The sequence below is a fragment of the Sphingopyxis sp. C-1 genome, assembly GCF_001047015.1.
Lineage (GTDB): Bacteria > Pseudomonadota > Alphaproteobacteria > Sphingomonadales > Sphingomonadaceae > Sphingopyxis.
On record NZ_BBRO01000002.1, the window covers coordinates 1,058,495 to 1,078,445 of the forward strand.

Consider the following 19,951-nt stretch of genomic DNA (forward strand, 5'->3'; position numbering starts at 1 on the left):
TACATCGGCTTGGATCAGCTCTTGCGCCCCTTGGCGGCCTTGTCGTCGTCGTCCTTGTCGGCCGATTTCGACCCGCCACCCATCAATCCACCGCCGAACTGGCCAAGCAACGACTGCACCAGCTCAAGCCCGCTGCCGCCCATCGGCACCCACGTCTTGACCATAGACTGGACCATATCGGGCGTGATGCCCTTCGCCATCAATTCCTTGACGCGGTCGAGGTAGATATCGTGCAGCGGCTCAAGATCGGGAAGGCCGAACAGCCGCCGGGCCTCTTCGGGGGTGCAATCGATCTCGATATTGAATTTCATCGCCTGTCTCCGCCCCGAAATGCCGGTTAGCCGCTTGAGCCCTGCTCATAGCCCCGCTAGCTTTGCGCTTTCCCAGCAAAGAAGCAAGAGACAGGAGAGCTCCCCACATGGCCGCGACCAACACTATCATCCCGACGCTCGACGGCGCCGGCAACATTCCCGCCTATGTCGCGCGCCCCGACGCCGACAGCACGCGCGCGATCATCGTCATCCCCGAAATTTTCGGGGTCAACGAAGGCATCCGGAAGAAGTGCGACGACTGGGCGGCCGAGGGTTATCTTGCGATTGCACCCGACATTTTCTGGCGGTTTGCCCCCGGCGTCGAGCTTAGCCCCGATGTCGAGGCCGAATTCCAGCAGGCGCTCGGATATTTCGGCCAATATGACGCCGACGACGGCGTCAAGGATATCGAAGCCGCAATCCACTGGCTGCGCGACCAGGGTGCGGACAAGATCGGCTGCGTCGGCTTCTGCCTCGGCGGCCGCCTTGCCTATATGGCGGCGACGCGCACCGATATCGACGCGTCGGTCGGCTATTATGGCGTGATGATCGACCAGATGCTGAATGAAAGCCATGCGATCGCCAATCCGTTGATGCTCCATATCCCAACCGAGGACCATTTCGTCGACCATGCCGCGCAAAAGAAGGTCCACGACGCGCTCGACCCGCATCCGAAGGTCATCCTCCACGATTATCCGGGGCTAGACCATGGCTTTGCCGCGACGATGGGCAATCGTCGCGACGAGGAAGGTGCGCAACTCGCCGACGGCCGCACCCGTGCCTTCTTTGCCGAGAAGCTTGCGTGAGCGCTCATCCTGGTCTCGCCGCCTGGCACGCCTATATGGCGGGCGGCGGCGACCCGCAGGCCTTGCGCGACCTGCTCGCCGAGGATGCGGTCTTTCACTCGCCCGTCGTCCACACACCGCAGGCGGGCCGCGACAAGGTATTCGCCTATCTCCACGCGGCGAGCCATGTCCTTGGCGGCGACGATTTTCGCTATCTTCGCGAGATCGTCGATGGCGATCAGGCGATGCTGGAGTTCCAGAGCAGCCTCGACGGCATCCAGATCAACGGCGTCGACATCATCACATGGAACCATGACGGAAAGATAAGTGATTTCAAAGTGATGGTACGACCGCTCAAGGCGATCAACAAGGTCTGGGAAAAGATGGCGGCGATGCTCCCTGAACAGGCGGGTCAGTAGCGGGCCGAACGGTGCTTCGCTGGATCGCCTTCCCTGTCCTCCTGGCCGCGACGGCGTTCGCGGCCTGGTGGACGCCCGCGCGCTGGACGCTGCTGCTTTGGGTCCCGCTCCTCCTTATTGCCGTCTATGACGCGGTCCAACGCCACCACAGCCTCCGCCGCAACTTCCCCCTGATCGCGCGCATTCGCTGGCTGTTCGAGGAAGCTCGCCCCTTCCTTTACGCCTATGTCGTCGAGGGTCCGTTCGACGGGCGGCCCTTTACGCGTGCCGAGCGCGACATCGTCTATGCGCGCGCGAAGGGCGAACTCGACAGCCATCCCTTCGGCACCGAACTGGACGTCTATTCGGACGAATATGAATGGATGAGCCACAGCATCGCGCCGGCCGCGGGCCCCGACCGCACGCAGCGTGTGCTCGTCGGCGGACCGCAATGTGCGCGGCCCTACGCCGCCGCGCCGCTCAACATCTCGGCGATGAGCTTCGGTTCACTCGGCGCCAATGCGATCGAGGCGCTCAATCGCGGCGCACAAATGGGCAATTTCTACCACGACACCGGTGAGGGCGGCTTCAGCCCCTATCACCGCATCCATGGCGGGGACATCGTGTGGGAGCTTGGCAGCGGCTATTTCGGCTGCCGTGACGACGAAGGCCGCTTCGATCCCGAACGCTTTCGCGACACCGCGCAAAACGACCAGATTCGGATGATCGAGATCAAGCTCAGCCAAGGCGCGAAGCCCGGCCACGGCGGCGTCCTCCCGGGGCCCAAGGTCAGTAGCGAAATCGCCGCGACGCGCGGTGTTCGCGAAGGCCACGACTGCATCTCGCCCGCCTCGCACTCGGCCTTCTCAACGCCGATCGAGATGATCGTGTGGGCGGCCAGACTGCGCGAACTGTCCGGCGGCAAACCCGTCGGGATCAAATTATGCGTCGGGCAGCCGCACGAAATCTATGCCGTCATGAAGGCAATGATCGAAACCGGCATACGGCTCGATTTCATCGTCGTCGACGGCGCTGAAGGTGGCACTGGTGCTGCGCCGGTCGAATTTTCGAACAGCGTTGGCATGCCCTTGAGGGAAGGCCTTATTTTTGTACGCAACGCGCTCGTCGGCTGCGGGCTCAAGGAAGAGATCAAGCTCGCCGCGTCGGGCAAAGTCCATTCGGGCGCGGGGCTCGCGATGAATTGCGCATTGGGCGCCGACTGGTCGAACGCCGCGCGCGCCTTCATGTTCACGCTGGGCTGCGTCCAATCGCTCAAATGCCACACCGACCAATGTCCTACCGGGGTCGCGACGCAGGATCCCGGCCGCCAGCGCGGGCTGGTGGTCGAGGACAAGGCCGAACGCGTACGGCGCTTTCAGGCCGCGACGGTGAACGCGCTGTGGGACATCAGCTCGGCAATGGGGCTCGAATCGCCCTGGCAGATCCAACCGCACCATCTTCACGAGCGCCTGAATTCGGCACGCTCGGACTCGATCGACCGCATCTATAAATTCTACGCGCGCGGGGTGCTGCTCGAAGATCCGGGATCGGTCGCGGGTGCCCGCTATTGGGCCATGGCGCGCGCCGACAGCTTCCGCGCGGCGCTCTAGATCAGGCTTAGTTCCGCCAGTTCGCGATAGAGTTCGGGCGGCAGATCAGCGAGCCCATCGCCCTCGTCCACTCCGCTTGGCGCATCGCTGTCGGCCAGATAACGCCAGCCCTGATGTGCGCGCTTTGGCTGCGGATGAATCCGCTCGAGCGCCGCGACGCAGACGATATCGATCCGCCCGTCGCTGCGATCATCGAAGCGCAGAATTTCAACGCGCGCGACAAGCGTATGCTTGACGATGAAATGCAGCTTGCCGCCGATCAGTTCGTCGGCGCGCTTCGGCTTGAACCGCGTCGTGAAACGGATCTCGCCGTCTTGCGCATAGTTGGTGATCCGCGCCTGCAGCGCCGGATAGTCGGCGCAGCCGACGGCGACGCGGGTCATATGAAGCTGGGACATGCCCGAGAGATGGGAAGCCGGCGAAAAAAAGCCAGCCCCGAAGGACTGGCTTTTCCCTTTTTAGCCGAAGAGCGTCCCGATCCCGACGCCGGGGTCGACCCAGCCTTCGTAGATCATCTTGATCGCAACATAGACGATGACGGCAAGGCCGACATAGGCGATCCAGCGGTAACGCTCGATATATTTGGCGATAATGTTTGCCGCGACGCCCATCAGCGCGACGGCAAAGATCAGGCCGACGATCAGGATTCCCGGATGCTCGCGCGCCGCCCCCGCGACTGCGAGCACATTGTCGAGGCTCATGCTGACGTCCGCGACGGCCACCGCCCAGGCTGCGCCGGCAAAGCTCTTGGCGGGCTTCAGGCCCGAATGCTCATCACCCTCGACTTCCGGCGAACCATGCGACTGGCCGGTGTGGCGCAGCTCGCGCCACATTTTCCACGCGACCCAGATCAGCAGCAGCCCACCGACGAAGATCAGCCCGACGATCTGCATCAACTGTGTCACGACGAGCGCGAAGGCGATGCGCAGGACAAGCGCTGCAAGCACGCCGATCAGGATGACCTTCTTGCGCTGTTCGGCGGGAAGCCCCGCCGCGAGCGCGCCGACGACGATCGCATTGTCGCCCGCAAGGACGAGGTCGATCATCAGCACCTGCAGGAAGGCGGCGAAGGCCGCAGGCTCGGTGATGTTCGAGAAATCCTTGACGATCGCTTCCCACATACCCGCGGGTCCGCCAAATCCGGCGGCATGCGTGCCCGCCTGGGTCAAAAATTCCAAAATCACACCGGCTCTCCGAAATAGCTGACCTCTGGCATAGGGTCATAAAAGTGATGCAGCAATGCCCGCCACTGCTGGTAGCGGTCCGATTGCCGGAAGCCGTCGCGGTGATCCTCGACCGACCTCCACTTCACCAAAAGCAGATAAGCCTGTCCGGTTGCTATCGGGCGACAAATTTTAAGCGAAATAAAGCCCGGCGACGCTTCGATCAGCGGACGAGCTTCGGCCACGGCCGCCTCGAATTCGCTTTCGCGTCCCACGCGGACGTGAAGCAGCGCATGTTCGATGACGGCCATGCCGAAAACCTTATTGGTTCATCGAGTCGAAGAAATCCTCGTTGGTCTTCGAATCCTTGATCTTGTCGAGCAGGAATTCCATCGCGTCGACAGTGCCCATCTGCATGAGGATGCGGCGCAGCACCCACATTTTCGACAGCTTGTCCTTCTCCACGAGCAATTCTTCCTTGCGGGTGCCCGATTTGCCGACGTCGAGCGACGGGAAGATGCGCTTGTCGGCAACCTTGCGGTCGAGCACGATTTCCGAGTTACCCGTGCCCTTGAATTCTTCGAAGATGACTTCATCCATGCGGCTGCCAGTATCGATCAGCGCGGTCGCGATGATCGACAGCGAACCGCCTTCCTCGATATTGCGCGCGGCACCGAAGAAGCGCTTGGGGCGCTGGAGGGCGTTGGCGTCGACGCCGCCGGTCAGCACCTTGCCCGACGAAGGAACGACGGTGTTGTAGGCGCGGCCGAGGCGCGTGATCGAGTCGAGCAGGATGACGACATCCTTCTTGTGCTCGACAAGGCGCTTCGCCTTTTCGATCACCATTTCGGCGACCTGCACGTGGCGCGTCGCGGGTTCGTCGAAGGTCGAGGAAACGACTTCGCCGTTCACGCTACGCTGCATGTCGGTGACTTCCTCGGGACGTTCGTCGACGAGAAGGACGATGAGGTAAACCTCGGGGTGGTTGTCGGTGATCGCCTTGGCGATATTCTGCAGCAGCACCGTCTTACCGGTACGCGGCGGCGCGACGATCAGCGCGCGCTGACCCTTGCCCTGCGGGCTGACGAGGTCGATCACCCGCGCCGACTTGTCCTTGACGGTCGGGTCGACGGTATCGAGCGACAGCTTCTGGTTCGGATAAAGCGGCGTGAGATTGTCGAAATTGACGCGGTGACGCACAGCTTCGGGGTCGTCGAAATTGACCTTGATCAGCTTGGTGAGCGCGAAATAGCGTTCGCCATCGCGCGGGGCGCGAATCTCGCCCTCGACGGTGTCGCCGGTGCGCAGGCCATATTTACGAACCTGGTTTGGCGAGACATAGATGTCGTCGGGACCGGCGAGATAATTCGCATCCGACGAGCGCAGGAAACCGAACGAGTCCGGGAGGACCTCGATCGTGCCCGACCCGATGATTTCCTCGCCCTCTTCGGCGAGTTCTTTCAGGATCGAGAACATCAGGTCCTGCTTGCGCAGCGTCGACGCGCCCTCGACGCCCAGTTCTTCCGCCATTTCGACGAGTTGGGCGGGCGCTTTGGTCTTGAGTTCTTTAAGATGCATTGGATGGATTCCGGGTAGAAAATCAGGGAGAAATGAAACGAATTCGTTGCACCTGCTGGTGCCTATCCGGCCGTGGGACGACCGTTAAAGATAGCGTCGGCGCAAGAAAGCGCCGCCCGCGCTAAGCGGGGTTGATCGGCCCCTATATCCGGGCCGGGTTCAAGTCAATCGCGCTGCGCCGGAAGACGCGGATTCTAAGGGCGGACGACGACGAGGATGACGATGATCGCCGCGGCGATGCCTGGCACCTCGTTGAGCATCCGAAGCTGCTTCTCGCTGAGCGGGCGCTCGCCCTTCTGAAGCTTCTTGAAATATCCGATCATCCAGCCGTGATAGCCCGACAGGGCAACCACGAGCAGGAATTTGGCAATGAACCAACCCTCGCGCCAATAATCGCCGTTGAACGCCAGCATCAGCCCAAAGATCCAGACGATGATCAGCGAGGGGTTCAAAATGATCCGCCGCAACCGATCCTCGCGCTCGATCCATTTTTTATCTTCGTCGGAGCCGACGGGCGCTTGGTGGTGATAGACGAAAAAGCGCGGCATCATGAACAGGCCGGCCATCAGGAAAATCACGAAAATGATATGCGCCGCTTTGACCCAAAGCATCGTCGCCCCCAAAAAGCCTGCCAGTTCCATATTTTATCCGCCGCGAACGCGTCTGATCAGATGTTCGACATGGGCGATCGGCGTGTCGGGCACGATCCCATGGCCGAGATTGAAGATATGGGGACGCGATGGGAAAGCCGCAAGGATACGGTCGATCGCCGTATCGAGCGCGGTGCCGCCCGCGACGAGCGCGAGCGGATCGAGATTACCTTGTACGGGCAGATGCGCCGGCAGGGCCGCGTCGGCCCACACCGGATCGACCGTCTCGTCGAGCCCGATCGCATCGACCCCGGTCTCGTCGGCATAGGCGCGGAGCTTGCCGCCGGCACCCTTTGGAAAACCGATAATCGGCGTATCGGGGTGCAGCGCCTTCAGGCGGCGGACGATCTCGGCGTTGGGCGCGATCACCCATTGCTCATATTGCGCCGGCGACAGGCTTCCCGCCCAACTGTCGAACAATTGGACGGCGTCGACGCCATTCTCGATCTGCCCAGAGAGATAGGTGACGGTCAGGTCGACGATCGCATCGATGATATTCTGGAATGCCGCCGGATCGCCGAACGCGAGCCGCCGCGCGGCCGCCTGATCCTTCGACCCCTGCCCCGCTACCATATAGGTCGCGACCGTCCAGGGGCTTCCTGCAAAGCCGAGAAAGGTCGTTTCGGGCGGCAAGGCTGCGGCAACGCGCGCGACCGTCGCATAAACCGGATCGAGCCGCTGGTGAGCCGTTTCCAGCGACGCTAGCGCGCTATCGACGAGCGGCGGAGCGAGCCGCGGTCCCTCGCCTGCCTCGAACCACAGATGCTGGCCGAGTGCGTGCGGAATCACGAGAATGTCGGAAAAGAGGATCGAGCCGTCGAAACCGAAACGCCGGATCGGCTGCAACGTCACTTCGGCCGCGGCTTCGGGGTCATAGCAAAGCTCAAGAAAGCCGCCCTTGGTTTCGCGAAGGGCGCGATATTCGGGTAGATAGCGTCCGGCCTGACGCATCAGCCAAAGCGCGGGGCGCTCTTGCCGCACCCCGCGCAGCGTTGCGAGCAGACTCTTCGGTGACGCCTTCACGCGGGCCCTCTTTCTCTCTTCATATACATATTTGAATAATATTGTGGTGGTTTGTAGGTCGGCGGACAAGCGCGGCTTTAGGCCGGGGCGTCCTTTTTGCCAACAGCTTGACTCTGCATGCCGCTCGGCCAGCCAGAGAGTCGCAAAGCACATTCCCCCATATTCACAGCCTGTGGATAAGATTCATGCTTTGTGGATAAGCGGTGGAGCGGAATCGACACGGCCGTGGATGAATCCTGCATGCCGATTTCATCCCTGGGCTTATGCCAAAAATTATCCACAGGCCGGCAAAACGCTTCGTGGCTTGCCTTTTTCGGCGCTTTCCCGCCATGGTGCCGCGATGGGCCGGCTCCACTTGCATCTCATATCCGACTCCACGGGCGAGACACTCGAAAATATCGCCAAGGCGGCGATTGCGCAGTTCGACGATGTCGAGGTCGTGCGCCACTTCTGGCCAATGGTGCGATCGGAATCGCATCTCGACCGGATCATGGCCGAAGTGCAGGCAAGTCCGGGGATGATCCTGTTCACGCTGGTGAATGGCGAATTGCGGGTCAGCCTGGAACGCCGCGCGAGTGCGCTCAATCTGCCGACTGTCGCGGCGCTTGACGCCGTCACCGATGCGCTGTCGCGGATGCTCGGACAGGAAGCAAAAGCGCGTCCAGGCCGCCAGCACCAACTCGACGCCGCCTATTTCGCGCGCGTCGAGGCGATCCAGTTCACCGTCGCGCACGACGACGGGATCGGCTGGGAAAATTGGGAACAGGCCGACATCGTCCTTGCCGGCGTGTCGCGGACGTCGAAAACCCCGACGAGCATCTATCTCGCCAATCGCGGTTTCAAGACCGCGAACATCCCGATCGTTCCCGAATCGCCGCCGCCGAACGCGCTGTTCAGCTTGAAGCGCCCGATGATCGTTGGGCTGACGACCGGACTCGACCGGCTGGTGCAGGTGCGCCGCAATCGCCTGCTCTCGCTCAATCAGGCGCCCGAAACCTCCTATGTCGACGACGAGCGGGTAAAGGCCGAACTCGCCTATGCGCGGCGTATGTTCGCCGACAATGGCTGGCCGGTTATCGATGTGACGCGCCGCTCGATCGAGGAAACCGCCGCCGCGGTAATCAAGCTCGTCGAAGATCGCGGCGCGGCATGACCATCCTTCTTGCCTCGCAAAGCAGCGGCCGCGCCGCGATGCTCCGCGCCGCCGGTCTCGAGTTCGAAATCAGCGCCGCGCATGTCGATGAGGAGGCGCTTACTGCTTCGCTGCTCGCCACCGGCCAGACCCCTCGCAACATCGCCGACGCGCTCGCCGAGGCGAAGGCGGTCAAAATCTCGTCGCGGCTTCCGGGTGTCACCGTCATCGGCGCCGATTCCACCCTCGCGCTCGACGATGGGTCGATGCTTTCGAAACCGGAAAGCCCCGAAGAGGCTGAAGATCACCTCCGCCGCATGGCCGGCGCGCGGCACCGACTGTTCAGCGCCGCGGTCGCCGCGCGCGACGGTGCGCCCGTGTGGCGCGCGATTGGCGAGGCGAAGCTGTGGATGCGCCCCTTGTCCGACGCCTTCATCGCCGACTATGTCGCGCGCGAATGGGACAGCATCCGCTGGACCGTCGGTTGTTACGAAATCGAGGGGGCAGGCGTGCAATTGTTCGAACGGGTCGAAGGCGATCCCTGGACCATCATCGGCATGCCGATGCTTCCGCTGCTGGCATGGCTTCGCACCACGGGATTGGCCGTATCATGAGCAATATTCCTTATGCCGAAGTGATCGGCGACCCGATCGCCCAGTCGAAATCGCCGCTGATCCACGGTTTCTGGCTTGAAGCACTGGGGCTCGCCGGCGACTATCGCCGCGCGCATGTAAAATCCGAAGGTCTCGCTGCGTACATCGCGGAGCGCCGTAGCGATCCCGACTGGCGCGGGTGCAATGTCACCATGCCGCACAAGGGTGCGGTGATGGATCTCGTCGATGATCCCGGCGACATTCGCGGTACGATCGGTGCAATGAACACGATCGTTCGGCAGAAGGACGGATCGCTGATCGGTACCAATACCGACGCCGCGGGTTTCTATTCGCCGCTCGCCGAACTCGATCTCGAGGGCGCAGCGGTCGCGGTTATCGGCGCGGGCGGCGCGGCGCGGGCGGTGCTGTTCGCGCTCGCACGGGCGAATGTCGGCGCGGTGACGATCCTCAACCGAAGTCCGCTGAAAGCGATGGGCCTCCTCGCGACATTCGGTCTCAAGGGAGAGGTCGTCGCGCTCGATGCGCAGCTCCCGCCGGTGTCGCTGCTCGTCAATTCGAGCAGCCTTGGCATGAAGGGCCAGCCGCCACTCGACCTCGACCTGTCGCCACTTACCGAAGATGCGATCGTCTACGATCTCGTCTATTCGCCGCTTCAGACCGGCCTGCTCAAGGCGGCCGAGGCGCGCGGGCTCGACACCGTCGACGGGCTCGACATGTTGATCGGCCAGGCCGCGCTCGCCTTCGAGCTGTTCTTCGGGAGCGCCCCGCCCGAGGGCCGCGACGAGGAGCTGCGCGCGCTGCTGACGGCATGACGCATAAGAAACGCCTTGGTTCGCGGCTCCGCCGGCCCTTCATCCTCGGCCTTACCGGATCGATCGGCATGGGCAAGTCGACTGCCGCGGCGATGTTTGTCCGCGAAGGCGTACCCGTCTTCGATGCCGATGCCGAGGTGCACCGGCTGCAAGGTCCCGGCGGTGCGCTTGTCGCTGCGATCGAGGCGCGCTTTCCGGGCACGACGGGTCCGAATGGCGTCGACCGTCAAAAACTCGGCGCGCTGGTGCTCGGCAACGGGCATGAACTCGCAGCGCTCGAGGCGATCGTCCATCCCGCGGTCGGCAAGGCGCAGAAGCGCTTTCTCGCACGCCACCGCGCACGCGACGTCGTTGTGCTGGACATACCTTTGCTCTTCGAAAAGGGCGGCTGGAGAAAAGTCGGCGCGATCGCCGTCGTCTCCGCGCCCGCGTGGATGCAGCGCAAGCGTGTGATGCGTCGTCCCGGCATGACTGCGGCGAAACTGAAGGCGATTCGACGGCTTCAGGTTCCCGATCGCGTTAAGCGGTCGCGCGCCGATTTCATCATCGAAACGGGCCGCCCCAAAAGCGAGACGCACCGTCAGATAAGATTCATCGCCTCTTGTTTCCACGCCCGATAGGGTCCAGATTATGGCTTCGATGCGTGAGATTATTTTCGATACCGAAACTACGGGTTTCGATCCCAAGAGCGGGGACAGGCTGGTCGAAATCGGGTGTGTCGAGCTGGTCGACCGCCGCGAAACCGGCGTCACCTTCCACGCCTATTTCAATCCTGAACGCGACATGCCCGCCGCGGCAGAGGCTGTGCATGGGCTTTCGATCCAGTTCCTCTCGGACAAGCCGCTGTTCGCGACTCGCGTCGACGAGTTGATCGAATTTCTGGGCGATGCGCCGCTCGTCGCGCACAACGCGGCGTTCGACTTCGGTTTCGTCAACGCCGAGCTCGCGCGCGCCGGCCGCCCCGCGCTCGATATGACGCGCATGTGCTGCACGGTGCAGATGGCGCGCAAGTTGCACCCCGGCGCGAAACACAGCCTCGATGCGCTCTGCACACGTTACGGCATCGATCGCAGCCACCGCGTCAAACACGGCGCTTTGCTCGACGCCGAACTGCTCGCGCATCTCTATATCGAAATGACTGGCGGGCGGCAGATCGGCCTCGGCCTCGCCGCTTCGGCTGCAAGCGCGGCCGCCCCGACGGTCGCCGCGCCCGCTGCGTCGCGCGGCCTCGACCGCCCCTTTCGCGAACCCCGTCCCCATATGGCGTCGGCCGCCGAACTCGCGCGCCACGCCGAATTTGTCGCAGGGCTGAATCAGCCGCTGTGGCTCGATACGGTGTGATGACCTTTCCCTAAATCATCGCGCCGGCCAAGAAGGAGAAGAAAAATGGAAATCCGCGTCTCTGGCCACCAGATCGAAACCGGCGAAGCGCTGCAGTCGCACGTATCGGATCGGATGAACGCGATTGCCGACAAATATTTCTCCCGCGCGATCGGCGCGCATGCGACCTTCGGCAAGGGGCCGCATGACAGTTTCCAGTGCGACATCGTCGCGCATGTGATGCAGGGGTTGGTGCTGAAGGGGCATGGCCAGGCACAGGATGCGCATGTCGCGTTCGAAGGCGCCGCCGAGCGTATCGAAAAGCAGCTCAGGCGCTACATGCGGCGATTGAAGGATCACAACAACGGCGTGGCAGCACCTTCGCCGACCGTCGACGAGATCGAGGACAATGCGGGCTACACCGTGTTCGACGCCGGTAGCGAAGAGGATGCGGGCGACGCGCCGGCGATCATCGCCGAAACCCGCGTCGATATTCCGAGCAGCAGCGTGTCCGACGCGGTGATGATGCTCGACCTCCGCAACACCAACGCGCTGCTCTTCGTCAACAGCAAGACCGGCACGCATAATATGGTCTATCGCCGCGACGACGGGACGATCGGCTGGGTCGAACCACGATAAGGCTGGATTTTCTCCGCCATCCGGCTTAAGGGCCGCGCCCAACGATGCCCGAAGCCGGGATGGCGGGGGGCCTGCCACGACAGATCCGCGATCGCCTGCCAGCAATTAAGTGTCTGGCGGCGGCCGGCGTTTAACAAGATTTGACCAGAGCAATGAATCTTTCTTCCCTTCTTTATCCAGCGACCGTGCGCGCGCACGTCCAGCTCGATTCGAAAAAGGCGCTCTTCCCCTTCGTCGGCGACCTCGCGGCGCGTTCGCTCGGTCTCGATGCGGGCGAAGTCAGCGAGGCGCTGCTGGAACGCGAGCGCCTCGGATCGACCGGCTTCGGTCGCGGGATCGCCCTGCCGCACGCCAAGATGGCCGACCTCGGCGGCGTGCGCGGGTTGTTCCTGCAACTCGCGAAACCGATCGAATTCAACGCGGTCGACGGTCTGCCGGTCGACCTGCTGTTCATCCTGCTGTCGCCGCTGGACGCCGGTGCCGACCATTTGAAGGCGCTTGCGGGTGTGTCGCGCATGCTACGCAACGACGCGATCGCCGAACGACTGCGCGGGGCGAAGAATGACGAGGCGCTTTACGCGCTGCTCGCCGACACCGAAACGCGTGACGCGGCGTAACGCCGCACCGCGAGTCATCCCGTGACGCGGCTCAAAAGCCGCTTCCTCGTCGACCTGTTGCTTCGCCGGACCGAAGCGGCGGGCGGTTTCGCGACCGTGCTCGCCAAGGGCGACGAAAATTCGGGCATCATCCTTGTCCAGTGCAGCGATCGCGGCGAACTGGGACCGTTGCTCGAACGGCGTTTTTCGGCGAATGGCCACTATATCTGGGAAGCCGTCGGTCCGGCCGACGCAAAAGATAGTGAATCGCGCGCCGCCTATCAGGAGCGGCGGCGAAAGGCCGATCCCGATCTGTGGCTGATCGAACTGGATATCGCAGATGCGCCACAACTCGTCGCGGAGTGGGCCGCGCTAACTTGACTCTGTTGCGGCGCACAATAACTGGCGCCCATTCGATAACGCGTAGGTCGTTCCGCGGGTTGCACTGCCTTGGCAAAGCACCCGGCAAAACGGTTTGGACACGCAGTCGGACGATGACCGCAGGCGGCGATACAGGACCATAGTCCCCCGCCTGTTTTGAGAGGTTCGGTTCATCGGCCGCACTTTTGACGGACAATATGAGTCGCATTTTGAACGTAGCCGGCATGGCTGCCGTCGGCATGACTGCCGCCTCCATGCTGCTTTTGGCGGAACCGGGCTTCGCAAGCGATCTTGCGGCCGACGCCAATATTCCTGCGATCATCCTGCCGGGCGCCGATGCGCCGGCTGCGGATGAAACGGCGGACCTGCCGACCGATGGCGAACTGCCGGTCGAAGACAGCAAGAAAACCGAAGACGATGTCGCACCCGAGCCGAAGCCGGCCCCGGTGACCGCCGATTCGCTCGCCGAACTCGTCGCCGAAACGCCAAAGCCCGCTGACATCGATCCCGAACTGCGCTGCCTCGCCGGCGCGGTCTATTTCGAATCACGCGGCGAATCGCTTCCTGGCCAACTCGCGGTCGCGCATGTCGTGATCAACCGTGCCCAATCGGGCCGTTTCCCCAAGAGCCTCTGCGGCGTCGTCCATCAGAAAAGCCAGTTCAGCTTCGTGCGCGGCGGCCGGATGCCCGCCATCCGCAACGCCGCGCAGTGGAACAACGCGGTCGCGATCGCGCAGATCGCGCGGGACGGTAGCTGGAAGAACCACGCCCCGGGCGCGCTCTTCTTCCACGCGCGCTATGTCTCGCCGGGCTGGCGCAAGACGCGCATCGCGCAGATCGACAACCACATCTTCTATCGTTGACCCGGGTGGCGCGGCGCAGAGCCGCGCCCTCTTCGTCTCCCGGACTTGATCCGGGACCCAGTCGCGCCATCGTCGGTGGATGCCTGGTCAGGCCCGGCATGACGGAGCAAAGCGCATGCCGTTCATTGCCAAGCCATAATTGCTGGCGCATGATACGGGTATGACGCGTCATCTTTCCGTCGCCCTGCTTGGTTCAGCGGCGCTCGCTCTCGGGGGCTGCGCCACCGCGGTTCCCCCGGTCGAAGTCACCCGCTTTCACACCAACGCGGCGCCGGGTTGGGCACCAGGGACGCGTTACGCCATCGCGACCGCGCCGCTCGATGCTCCGGGGAACGGGGCACCTGGTACGGCCATGCCCTCGCTCGAATGGAACAGCTATCGCGCCGCAGTCGACCAGCAGCTCCAGCGGCAGGGTCTTGTCGCGGCGGGCTCGGGCGAACGCGCGCCGCTCCTCGTCCGTATCGCCTTTGACCGCAGCGAGCAGCTTCCGGAAGGCCGCCGTTCGCCCGTATCGGTCGGCGTTGGCGGTTCGACGGGCAGCTATGGGTCGGGTGTCGGCCTTGGAATCGGGATCAATCTTGGTGGCGGTCCCAAGCGGATGGCCGATCTTCAGCTCTCGGTGCGCATCGACGATGCCGCGACGGGTCAGGCGCTGTGGGAAGGCCGCGCGCTGACCGCCGTTCCGGTAAAGGCGCCCGCCAACCAGCCCAGCCTTGCCGCGGCGAAATTGGCTGAAGCCTTATTCAAGGACTTCCCCGGGGAATCGGGACGCACTATCAGCGTCAAATGACCATCAGCATCAACGCCGCTTTCGACAGCGGCAATATCGTCGTGGAAAATGTCGACGGCACGTCGGCGCGCCTTTCGATTCGCAAGGACCGCGAATCGGACTTTTTCCAATGGTTCCACTTTCGCGTCTCGTGCGCCGTCGGCGATGCGCTCGATCTCGCGATCACGGGCCTCGCCGATTCGGCCTATCCCGACGGCTGGCCTGGCTATGCCGCCTGCGCCAGTACCGATCGCGAAACCTGGTTCCGCCTCGACACCAGCTATGACGCGGGCACGCTGACGATCCAGCACACCGCCGAAAGCCCCATTCTCTATATCGCCTATTTCGCGCCCTATTCGATGGAGCGTCATCACGATCTCGTCGCCCAGATCGCCGAATGCGAAGGCGTGACTTATCGCTGCCTCGGCACCAGCCTTGAAGGTCAACCGATCGACTGCCTCGAAATGGGCACGGGCGACACACAGGTCTGGCTTTATGCGCGCCAGCATCCGGGCGAGAGCATGGCGGAATGGTGGATGGAAGGCGCGCTGGAAAAGCTCGTCGACCCTGCTGACCCGCATGCGCGTTCGCTGCGCCAGAAATGCCGCTTCCACATCGTCCCGAATATGAATCCGGACGGTTCGTGCCGCGGCCATCTGCGCACCAATTTCGCCGGCGTGAATCTCAACCGCGAATGGGACAATCCGACTGCCGAACGCAGCCCCGAGGTGCTTGCGGTCCGCAATGCGATGGACGCGACGGGTGTCGACTGGGCGATGGACGTCCACGGCGACGAAGCGATCCCCGCGGTCTTCCTCGCGGGCTTCGAAGGCATCCCGTCGCTGAAGACGGAGCAGACAGAGAAATATAAGGCTTTCGAAACCGCGCTCGCCGCGAACACCCCTGATTTCCAGCTCGACCTCGGCTATGCCGAAACCGCGCCGGGGCAGGCGAATCTGTCTATGTCGACGACGCAGCTCGCCGAACGTTTCGGTGCGGTGTCGATGACGCTCGAAATGCCTTTCAAGGATAATCGCGACCTGCCCGACCCTGTCGCCGGTTGGTCACCCGAACGTTCGAAATTGCTCGCGCACGCGTGCCTCGCGACGCTGGACCAGCTTCTCTGATGCGAAAGGCGGACGCCTGGCGGATCGTCGAGGATGATTTGTCGGGCGCCGCCATCCGCGCGCTGCTCGAAGTCCATTTCGCCGGCATGCTTGCGAATTCGCCGGCCGAAAGCTGCCACTTCCTCGACTTCGATGGCCTCCGCGCGGATGGGGTGACTTTCTGGTCCATCCACCGCGGCGACGAGCTTGCAGGCTGCGGCGCACTCAAGATGCTGGGTAGCGCGCATGGCGAGATCAAGTCGATGCGCACCGCCGAACCCTTTCTGCGGCAGGGCGTTGCCGCGCACATGCTCGACCATATCATCGGGGTCGCGAGCGAACGGGGTCTCGAACGCCTCAGTCTCGAAACCGGATCGAGCGGGGCGTTCGAACCCGCGCTCGCGCTTTACCGGCGTTATGGTTTCGTCGAGTGCGAGCCATTCGCCGATTACCGGCCTGACCCGTTCAGCCACTTCATGACGCGTATTCTCTGACGCTTCATTCGCGGGAATGACGAACGGTCCATATGAAAACGGGGCCCGGAAGGGACTCCGGACCCCGTATTTTCGGTTGTTCAGGGGGCGTTGTTACGCGGCCTTCTTGTCCACGATCGTCGGCTGTGCGGCGCCGATCGCAATCTTGTGCGGCTTCATCGCCTCAGGCACTTCTCGTACCAGATCGATAACGAGCAGCCCGTCGGCCAGGTCGGCGCTGTCGACGCGCACGAAATCGGCAAGCTGAAAGCGGCGCTCGAACGCGCGCGTTGCAATCCCGCTATAGAGGAGCTGACGCCCCTCGCCTTCGGCGACCGGCGCCTTGCGGCCGCTGACGGTCAGCATATTCTGCTGCGCGGTAATATCGATCTCGTCCGACTTGAAACCGGCGACCGCGACGGTGATGCGGAAATGATCGTCGGCGACCTTTTCAATGTCGAAGGGCGGATAATTTTCGGCGCCCGAACCGCCCGTTTCGAGGAAATCGAACAGGCGGTCGAAACCGACGGTCGAACGGCGATAGGGGGTCCAGTCGAAACTGTTACGCATGGATCTTTCTTCCTTTTCAAAAGCGAAGTCAGGGACCGCGGCGGTAACCGCGATCGCCACCCGGCCCCGTATCGGCGGCCGGATGAGGACAATCTGGTAGCAGGCGAAACCATTTCAAGAGGGTGGTTGGCGTTCGGCGAAAACCCGCGCTAAAGGGCGGCACATCTCTCCATCCGAAGGATCCGAAATGCCCCAGCTCATCCTCATCCGTCACGGCCAGTCGCAGTGGAATCTCGAAAACCGCTTCACCGGCTGGTGGGATGTCGATGTCACCGAAAAGGGCGTCGCCGAAGCGGTCGCCGCAGGCGAGCTGATGAAGGCGAAGGGCATCGCCCCCGACACCTGCTTCACCTCGGTCCAGTCGCGCGCAATCAAGACTTTGAACCTCGCGCTCGAGGCGATGGGCCGTTTATGGCTCCCCGTCACCAAGGACTGGCGCCTCAACGAGCGTCATTATGGTGGCCTCACCGGGCTCGACAAGGCCGAGACTGCGGCGAAGCATGGCGACGATCAGGTCAAGATCTGGCGCCGCAGCTTCGATATCCCGCCGCCGCCGCTCGAAGCTGGTTCGCCGTGGGACCTGTCGACCGATCCGCGCTATGCCGGCATCGATATTCCTTCGGCCGAAAGCCTGAAGGATACTATCGAGCGCGTGCTGCCTTATTATGAAGCCGCGATCGTGCCGCAGCTTGCCGCGGGCAAGACCGTTCTGATCTCGGCGCACGGCAACAGCCTGCGCGCGCTCGTCAAGCATCTGTCGGGCATTTCGGACGCCGATATCACCGGGCTCGAAATCCCGACCGGCCAGCCGATCGTTTATGAGCTGAACGACGATCTGTCGGCGCGCGAGCGTTATTACCTCAGCGAGAAATAATAGACTTCGTCATTGCGAAGACCCCGGCGAAAGCCGGGGGACGCGGCAATCCAGAGTAGTGTAAACCTCCCTGGATTGCTTCGCTTCGCTCGCAATGACGGGTTGGGCGTGGACTAAAGCGTCCCCGTCACCGTCAGCTGGAAAAAGCGCCCGAACTTGCGCAGCCTTTGTTCGCTGAAGGCCACCGGCCCGTCGCGCCGGTCGACGAACACCGTGCGGTTGAACCCGTCCTTCATCCCCGCAAGGTTGCGGTACGACAGCTTTACCGTGAATCCCGCGACATCCTTATGCTCGATAAAGGCGGTGACGAACGGCCCGTCGGTATATTCCTTTTCGATCGCATTGAGCCGCAAATTCGGGCTGTAGCGTTCGTCGAAATAGCCGCCGCCCCATGCCAGATCGGTGCCGGGAATATCGTGACGCAGACTGAGGTCGACGACATATTCCTGCCCCCCGCTCTGGTCGCGCCACAGCCCGGTGAGCGGGTCGCGCACGCGGTTACGGCGCCAGGTGACGTCGCTGTTGATCCGCGCGCCTTTCCACCCCAGCCGGTCGAGCAGAAGCGTCGCCTTCGAACTGATGCGATAGAGATGCGAAGGCGGCAGATTGCCGCGCCCCTCGGTCGTCGGTGACAATGGCACCTGATCGACCAGATCCTGTGCATAGGCATAAGCGAAGGCGACCGACGCATTGCCCCACCCGCCCATGTCCTGAACGAATTCCAGCTCGGTACGATTGAGCACCGGCGGCACCAACAGGCCGTTGCCGCCATTGCCTTGCCCGTTCGCGACGTCGACAGAGCTCGCGAAATCGAAAAAGTCGAGCTGGTCGACGCGGCGCTGCAGGAACCAGTTGATCGTCGTCTTGCCGCCGACCTTCCACGCCAGCGCGACCTTGCCCTTCGGCCGGATGAAGCGGCGCGTCAGCCCGCCCGGGCCCGACGAGGTCAGTTCGCTATATTCGGCGCCAAGATTGACCTGCGCGGTCAGATTCGACGCGAGCGAGCGCCCCCATGTCAGCGACGCCTCGCCGCGCTTCTCCTCGACCTTGGTCCGCTCGCCGCCGAAGGTGACGGGCAGGAAGCTGCCGTCGGGTTGCAGCACCGCAAATTCGGAATCAACGTCGAGCGTGTTGTACGCGCCCTCCAGCGCGACCTGCCAGTCGGTCCCCCCTCCGGTGCGCCAGCTATATTCGCCGCGCAGGATCGACTCGCCTTCGTCGGCGCTTTGCTTGAAGCGCTCGCCCGTCCGCCCGCCGATCTCACGGTCGACGATGAAGCTGTCGACGAACGGGCTGTGCTCGAAGCGGTACAGGGTGATCAGCTTCAGCCGCCCCTTGCCCAGCCCCAGTTCGTAATCGCCGCCGATATCGAAATTATGCTCGTCTTCGGTGAACCGAAATGCCTCGCGCACCGTGCCGGCGCCGGGCTGAACCGAAATCCCGTCCACCCGTTCGTCAAGGTTGACCAGCTGACCGCCCAGATTGAAATTCCATTTGTTGCCGTTCGCGGTCGTGCGTGCGAGCGCCGCCGACAGGCGCGGCTGGTCGGCGTTGTAGCGGCCGAACTCGTCGCGCACGAACAGCAGGTCGCCATTGCCGTCGAAACGCTGTTCGGGGCCCCAATGCCCCTGACGTCGCGCCTCGTTCTTCAGGCTCAGCGTTACATTCGTGCCGCCAAGCTTGCCCGTCGTCGAAATCTCGCCGTTCAGCCAGTTTTTCTCCAGCCGCGGGCGCCATTCGGGCTGCCAACGGATGGTCGTCTTGAATCCGCCGCTCCCTGCGCCCGCGACGAGCACGACATTCGCGACCTGTCCGGTCAGCCCCGGCACATTCAGTCCGGCGCCGTCGACGATGTCGATATAGGCGACCTCGGCGGCGGTGATTCGTGCGAGTGCGGTGCGCGCGTCGGTCGACTTGTTCGCGATGCGCTCGCCGTTGATCAGGACATTCTCGGTCGCTGCCCCCAGTCCGCGGTTGCCTCCGTTGGTGCCGGTGAGGATAAGGAAACCCGGCACCTTTTCGACCATGTCGAGCGCGGTGCGCGGTGCGAAGCGCGTGAAATCGGCGGGCGTATAACGTTCGGCGCCATTCACCGGGACCGGGATCGCGGGCGGCGCGTCGCCGGTGGGCTCCTGCGCCGCGGCGGGCGCGACCGACAGCAGCGCTGCAACGACAATCGATGACCCGTGAAAAACGGCCGACATAATTCCCCCTCGCAGCCGCTATCGAAACAGCGGGCCTCCCCAATCGCGAATAATTCGCAATGATTATTTTGTTATATTGT

At 63.0% G+C, this 19,951-nt stretch carries 25 protein-coding genes; 16 read left to right on the forward strand and 9 right to left on the reverse strand.

Features of this window, described 5'->3' with window-relative positions; genetic code table 11:
- Positions 1-14: 14 nt before the first annotated feature.
- Positions 15-311 (reverse strand): DUF6489 family protein, encoded by a 297-nt coding sequence (locus tag SC1_RS19670; protein WP_062186233.1) that lies wholly within the window; start codon positions 309-311, stop codon positions 15-17.
- 107 nt (positions 312-418) lie between these two features.
- Here SC1_RS19670 and SC1_RS19675 point away from each other — a divergent pair, with 107 nt between their 5' ends.
- The 3 genes from SC1_RS19675 to SC1_RS19685 are packed head-to-tail and all read left to right on the forward strand — an operon-like array spanning position 419 to position 3,104.
- Positions 419-1,117, forward strand: a complete 699-nt coding sequence (locus SC1_RS19675; RefSeq protein ID WP_062186235.1) for a dienelactone hydrolase family protein — start codon at positions 419-421, stop codon at positions 1,115-1,117.
- A 35-nt stretch (positions 1,118-1,152) separates the two neighbouring features.
- Complete coding sequence (locus SC1_RS19680; RefSeq protein WP_062187030.1) at positions 1,153-1,515, forward strand: nuclear transport factor 2 family protein; 363 nt, start codon at positions 1,153-1,155, stop codon at positions 1,513-1,515.
- Positions 1,516-1,526: 11 nt separating this feature from the next.
- Positions 1,527-3,104, forward strand: a complete 1,578-nt coding sequence (locus SC1_RS19685) for an FMN-binding glutamate synthase family protein (RefSeq protein ID WP_062186237.1) — start codon at positions 1,527-1,529, stop codon at positions 3,102-3,104.
- Here SC1_RS19685 and SC1_RS19690 read toward each other — a convergent pair.
- From SC1_RS19690 to hemE, 6 genes are all read right to left on the reverse strand, one after another.
- Positions 3,101-3,502, reverse strand: coding sequence for a DUF1489 family protein (locus SC1_RS19690; protein WP_062186238.1), 402 nt, complete (start codon positions 3,500-3,502; stop codon positions 3,101-3,103). The genes SC1_RS19685 and SC1_RS19690 overlap by 4 nt on opposite strands.
- A 60-nt stretch (positions 3,503-3,562) precedes the next feature.
- Positions 3,563-4,225, reverse strand: a complete 663-nt coding sequence (locus SC1_RS19695; RefSeq protein WP_152682531.1) for a TerC family protein — start codon at positions 4,223-4,225, stop codon at positions 3,563-3,565.
- A gap of 59 nt (positions 4,226-4,284) precedes the next feature.
- Positions 4,285-4,578, reverse strand: coding sequence for an antibiotic biosynthesis monooxygenase (locus SC1_RS19700; protein ID WP_062186241.1), 294 nt, complete (start codon positions 4,576-4,578; stop codon positions 4,285-4,287).
- 10 nt (positions 4,579-4,588) lie between these two features.
- The gene (rho, locus tag SC1_RS19705) at positions 4,589-5,845 is read right to left on the reverse strand and encodes a transcription termination factor Rho (protein WP_037557490.1); all 1,257 of its coding nucleotides are present in this window, start codon (positions 5,843-5,845) and stop codon (positions 4,589-4,591) included.
- Positions 5,846-6,039: 194 nt separating this feature from the next.
- On the reverse strand, positions 6,040-6,456 hold the full coding sequence (locus tag SC1_RS19710; RefSeq protein ID WP_370568761.1) for a CopD family protein: 417 nt from the start codon (positions 6,454-6,456) through the stop codon (positions 6,040-6,042).
- A gap of 33 nt (positions 6,457-6,489) precedes the next feature.
- Positions 6,490-7,518, reverse strand: a complete 1,029-nt coding sequence (hemE, locus tag SC1_RS19715; protein ID WP_062186245.1) for a uroporphyrinogen decarboxylase — start codon at positions 7,516-7,518, stop codon at positions 6,490-6,492.
- 340 nt (positions 7,519-7,858) lie between these two features.
- On the opposite strand from hemE, the gene SC1_RS19720 reads away from it, so the two are divergent.
- From SC1_RS19720 to SC1_RS19775, 12 genes are all read left to right on the forward strand, one after another.
- Positions 7,859-8,671 carry a pyruvate, water dikinase regulatory protein gene (locus SC1_RS19720; RefSeq protein ID WP_062187034.1) on the forward strand — a complete coding sequence of 271 codons (813 nt, stop codon included), beginning with the start codon at positions 7,859-7,861 and terminating at the stop codon, positions 8,669-8,671.
- Positions 8,668-9,264, forward strand: coding sequence for a Maf family protein (locus SC1_RS19725; protein ID WP_083436011.1), 597 nt, complete (start codon positions 8,668-8,670; stop codon positions 9,262-9,264). Before SC1_RS19720 ends, SC1_RS19725 begins: the two co-directional genes overlap by 4 nt.
- Positions 9,261-10,076, forward strand: a complete 816-nt coding sequence (gene aroE, locus SC1_RS19730; protein WP_193749231.1) for a shikimate dehydrogenase — start codon at positions 9,261-9,263, stop codon at positions 10,074-10,076. The genes SC1_RS19725 and aroE overlap by 4 nt, the downstream gene beginning before the upstream one ends.
- Complete coding sequence (gene coaE, locus SC1_RS19735) at positions 10,073-10,696, forward strand: dephospho-CoA kinase (protein WP_062186247.1); 624 nt, start codon at positions 10,073-10,075, stop codon at positions 10,694-10,696. Before aroE ends, coaE begins: the two co-directional genes overlap by 4 nt.
- A 19-nt stretch (positions 10,697-10,715) precedes the next feature.
- On the forward strand, positions 10,716-11,417 hold the full coding sequence (dnaQ, locus tag SC1_RS19740; RefSeq protein ID WP_062187040.1) for a DNA polymerase III subunit epsilon: 702 nt from the start codon (positions 10,716-10,718) through the stop codon (positions 11,415-11,417).
- Between the two features lie 45 nt (positions 11,418-11,462).
- On the forward strand, positions 11,463-12,035 hold the full coding sequence (hpf, locus tag SC1_RS19745; RefSeq protein WP_062186249.1) for a ribosome hibernation-promoting factor, HPF/YfiA family: 573 nt from the start codon (positions 11,463-11,465) through the stop codon (positions 12,033-12,035).
- Positions 12,036-12,187: 152 nt separating this feature from the next.
- Positions 12,188-12,652 carry a PTS sugar transporter subunit IIA gene (locus SC1_RS19750; RefSeq protein WP_062186250.1) on the forward strand — a complete coding sequence of 155 codons (465 nt, stop codon included), beginning with the start codon at positions 12,188-12,190 and terminating at the stop codon, positions 12,650-12,652.
- A gap of 21 nt (positions 12,653-12,673) precedes the next feature.
- The gene (locus SC1_RS19755; protein ID WP_062186252.1) at positions 12,674-13,012 is read left to right on the forward strand and encodes a DUF1491 family protein; all 339 of its coding nucleotides are present in this window, start codon (positions 12,674-12,676) and stop codon (positions 13,010-13,012) included.
- A gap of 197 nt (positions 13,013-13,209) precedes the next feature.
- Positions 13,210-13,875, forward strand: a complete 666-nt coding sequence (locus SC1_RS19760) for a cell wall hydrolase (protein ID WP_062186254.1) — start codon at positions 13,210-13,212, stop codon at positions 13,873-13,875.
- A gap of 160 nt (positions 13,876-14,035) precedes the next feature.
- On the forward strand, positions 14,036-14,665 hold the full coding sequence (locus SC1_RS19765; RefSeq protein WP_062187042.1) for a DUF4136 domain-containing protein: 630 nt from the start codon (positions 14,036-14,038) through the stop codon (positions 14,663-14,665).
- A complete protein-coding gene (locus SC1_RS19770) occupies positions 14,662-15,771 on the forward strand; it encodes a M14-type cytosolic carboxypeptidase (protein WP_062186256.1) in 1,110 nt (369 codons plus the stop codon). Before SC1_RS19765 ends, SC1_RS19770 begins: the two co-directional genes overlap by 4 nt.
- Positions 15,771-16,244, forward strand: coding sequence for a GNAT family N-acetyltransferase (locus SC1_RS19775; protein ID WP_062186258.1), 474 nt, complete (start codon positions 15,771-15,773; stop codon positions 16,242-16,244). The genes SC1_RS19770 and SC1_RS19775 overlap by 1 nt, the downstream gene beginning before the upstream one ends.
- Positions 16,245-16,337: 93 nt before the next feature.
- On the opposite strand, the gene SC1_RS19780 is transcribed toward SC1_RS19775, so the two are convergent.
- Complete coding sequence (locus SC1_RS19780; RefSeq protein ID WP_062187044.1) at positions 16,338-16,793, reverse strand: Hsp20 family protein; 456 nt, start codon at positions 16,791-16,793, stop codon at positions 16,338-16,340.
- Positions 16,794-16,980: 187 nt separating this feature from the next.
- Here SC1_RS19780 and gpmA point away from each other — a divergent pair, with 187 nt between their 5' ends.
- Positions 16,981-17,667 (forward strand): 2,3-diphosphoglycerate-dependent phosphoglycerate mutase, encoded by a 687-nt coding sequence (gene gpmA, locus SC1_RS19785; RefSeq protein ID WP_062186260.1) that lies wholly within the window; start codon positions 16,981-16,983, stop codon positions 17,665-17,667.
- Positions 17,668-17,780: 113 nt separating this feature from the next.
- Here gpmA and SC1_RS19790 read toward each other — a convergent pair whose 3' ends face one another.
- Positions 17,781-19,871 carry a TonB-dependent receptor gene (locus SC1_RS19790; RefSeq protein ID WP_062186262.1) on the reverse strand — a complete coding sequence of 697 codons (2,091 nt, stop codon included), beginning with the start codon at positions 19,869-19,871 and terminating at the stop codon, positions 17,781-17,783.
- Positions 19,872-19,951: the final 80 nt, after the last annotated feature.

Bases quoted from the DNA above. Each gene is read 5' to 3' on its own strand.
- SC1_RS19670 (WP_062186233.1), bottom strand. From the start codon at position 311: ATGAAATTCAATATCGAGATCGATTGCACCCCCGAAGAGGCCCGGCGG.
- SC1_RS19675 (WP_062186235.1), top strand. From the start codon at position 419: ATGGCCGCGACCAACACTATCATCCCGACGCTCGACGGCGCCGGCAAC.
- SC1_RS19680 (WP_062187030.1), top strand. From the start codon at position 1,153: ATGGCGGGCGGCGGCGACCCGCAGGCCTTGCGCGACCTGCTCGCCGAG.
- SC1_RS19690 (WP_062186238.1), bottom strand. From the start codon at position 3,502: ATGTCCCAGCTTCATATGACCCGCGTCGCCGTCGGCTGCGCCGACTAT.
- SC1_RS19695 (WP_152682531.1), bottom strand. From the start codon at position 4,225: ATGTGGGAAGCGATCGTCAAGGATTTCTCGAACATCACCGAGCCTGCG.
- SC1_RS19700 (WP_062186241.1), bottom strand. From the start codon at position 4,578: ATGGCCGTCATCGAACATGCGCTGCTTCACGTCCGCGTGGGACGCGAA.
- rho (WP_037557490.1), bottom strand. From the start codon at position 5,845: ATGCATCTTAAAGAACTCAAGACCAAAGCGCCCGCCCAACTCGTCGAA.
- SC1_RS19710 (WP_370568761.1), bottom strand. From the start codon at position 6,456: ATGCTTTGGGTCAAAGCGGCGCATATCATTTTCGTGATTTTCCTGATG.
- SC1_RS19720 (WP_062187034.1), top strand. From the start codon at position 7,859: ATGGGCCGGCTCCACTTGCATCTCATATCCGACTCCACGGGCGAGACA.
- SC1_RS19725 (WP_083436011.1), top strand. From the start codon at position 8,668: ATGACCATCCTTCTTGCCTCGCAAAGCAGCGGCCGCGCCGCGATGCTC.
- aroE (WP_193749231.1), top strand. From the start codon at position 9,261: ATGAGCAATATTCCTTATGCCGAAGTGATCGGCGACCCGATCGCCCAG.
- coaE (WP_062186247.1), top strand. From the start codon at position 10,073: ATGACGCATAAGAAACGCCTTGGTTCGCGGCTCCGCCGGCCCTTCATC.
- dnaQ (WP_062187040.1), top strand. From the start codon at position 10,716: ATGCGTGAGATTATTTTCGATACCGAAACTACGGGTTTCGATCCCAAG.
- hpf (WP_062186249.1), top strand. From the start codon at position 11,463: ATGGAAATCCGCGTCTCTGGCCACCAGATCGAAACCGGCGAAGCGCTG.
- SC1_RS19750 (WP_062186250.1), top strand. From the start codon at position 12,188: ATGAATCTTTCTTCCCTTCTTTATCCAGCGACCGTGCGCGCGCACGTC.
- SC1_RS19760 (WP_062186254.1), top strand. From the start codon at position 13,210: ATGAGTCGCATTTTGAACGTAGCCGGCATGGCTGCCGTCGGCATGACT.
- SC1_RS19765 (WP_062187042.1), top strand. From the start codon at position 14,036: ATGACGCGTCATCTTTCCGTCGCCCTGCTTGGTTCAGCGGCGCTCGCT.
- SC1_RS19770 (WP_062186256.1), top strand. From the start codon at position 14,662: ATGACCATCAGCATCAACGCCGCTTTCGACAGCGGCAATATCGTCGTG.
- SC1_RS19775 (WP_062186258.1), top strand. From the start codon at position 15,771: ATGCGAAAGGCGGACGCCTGGCGGATCGTCGAGGATGATTTGTCGGGC.
- SC1_RS19780 (WP_062187044.1), bottom strand. From the start codon at position 16,793: ATGCGTAACAGTTTCGACTGGACCCCCTATCGCCGTTCGACCGTCGGT.
- gpmA (WP_062186260.1), top strand. From the start codon at position 16,981: ATGCCCCAGCTCATCCTCATCCGTCACGGCCAGTCGCAGTGGAATCTC.
- SC1_RS19790 (WP_062186262.1), bottom strand. From the start codon at position 19,871: ATGTCGGCCGTTTTTCACGGGTCATCGATTGTCGTTGCAGCGCTGCTG.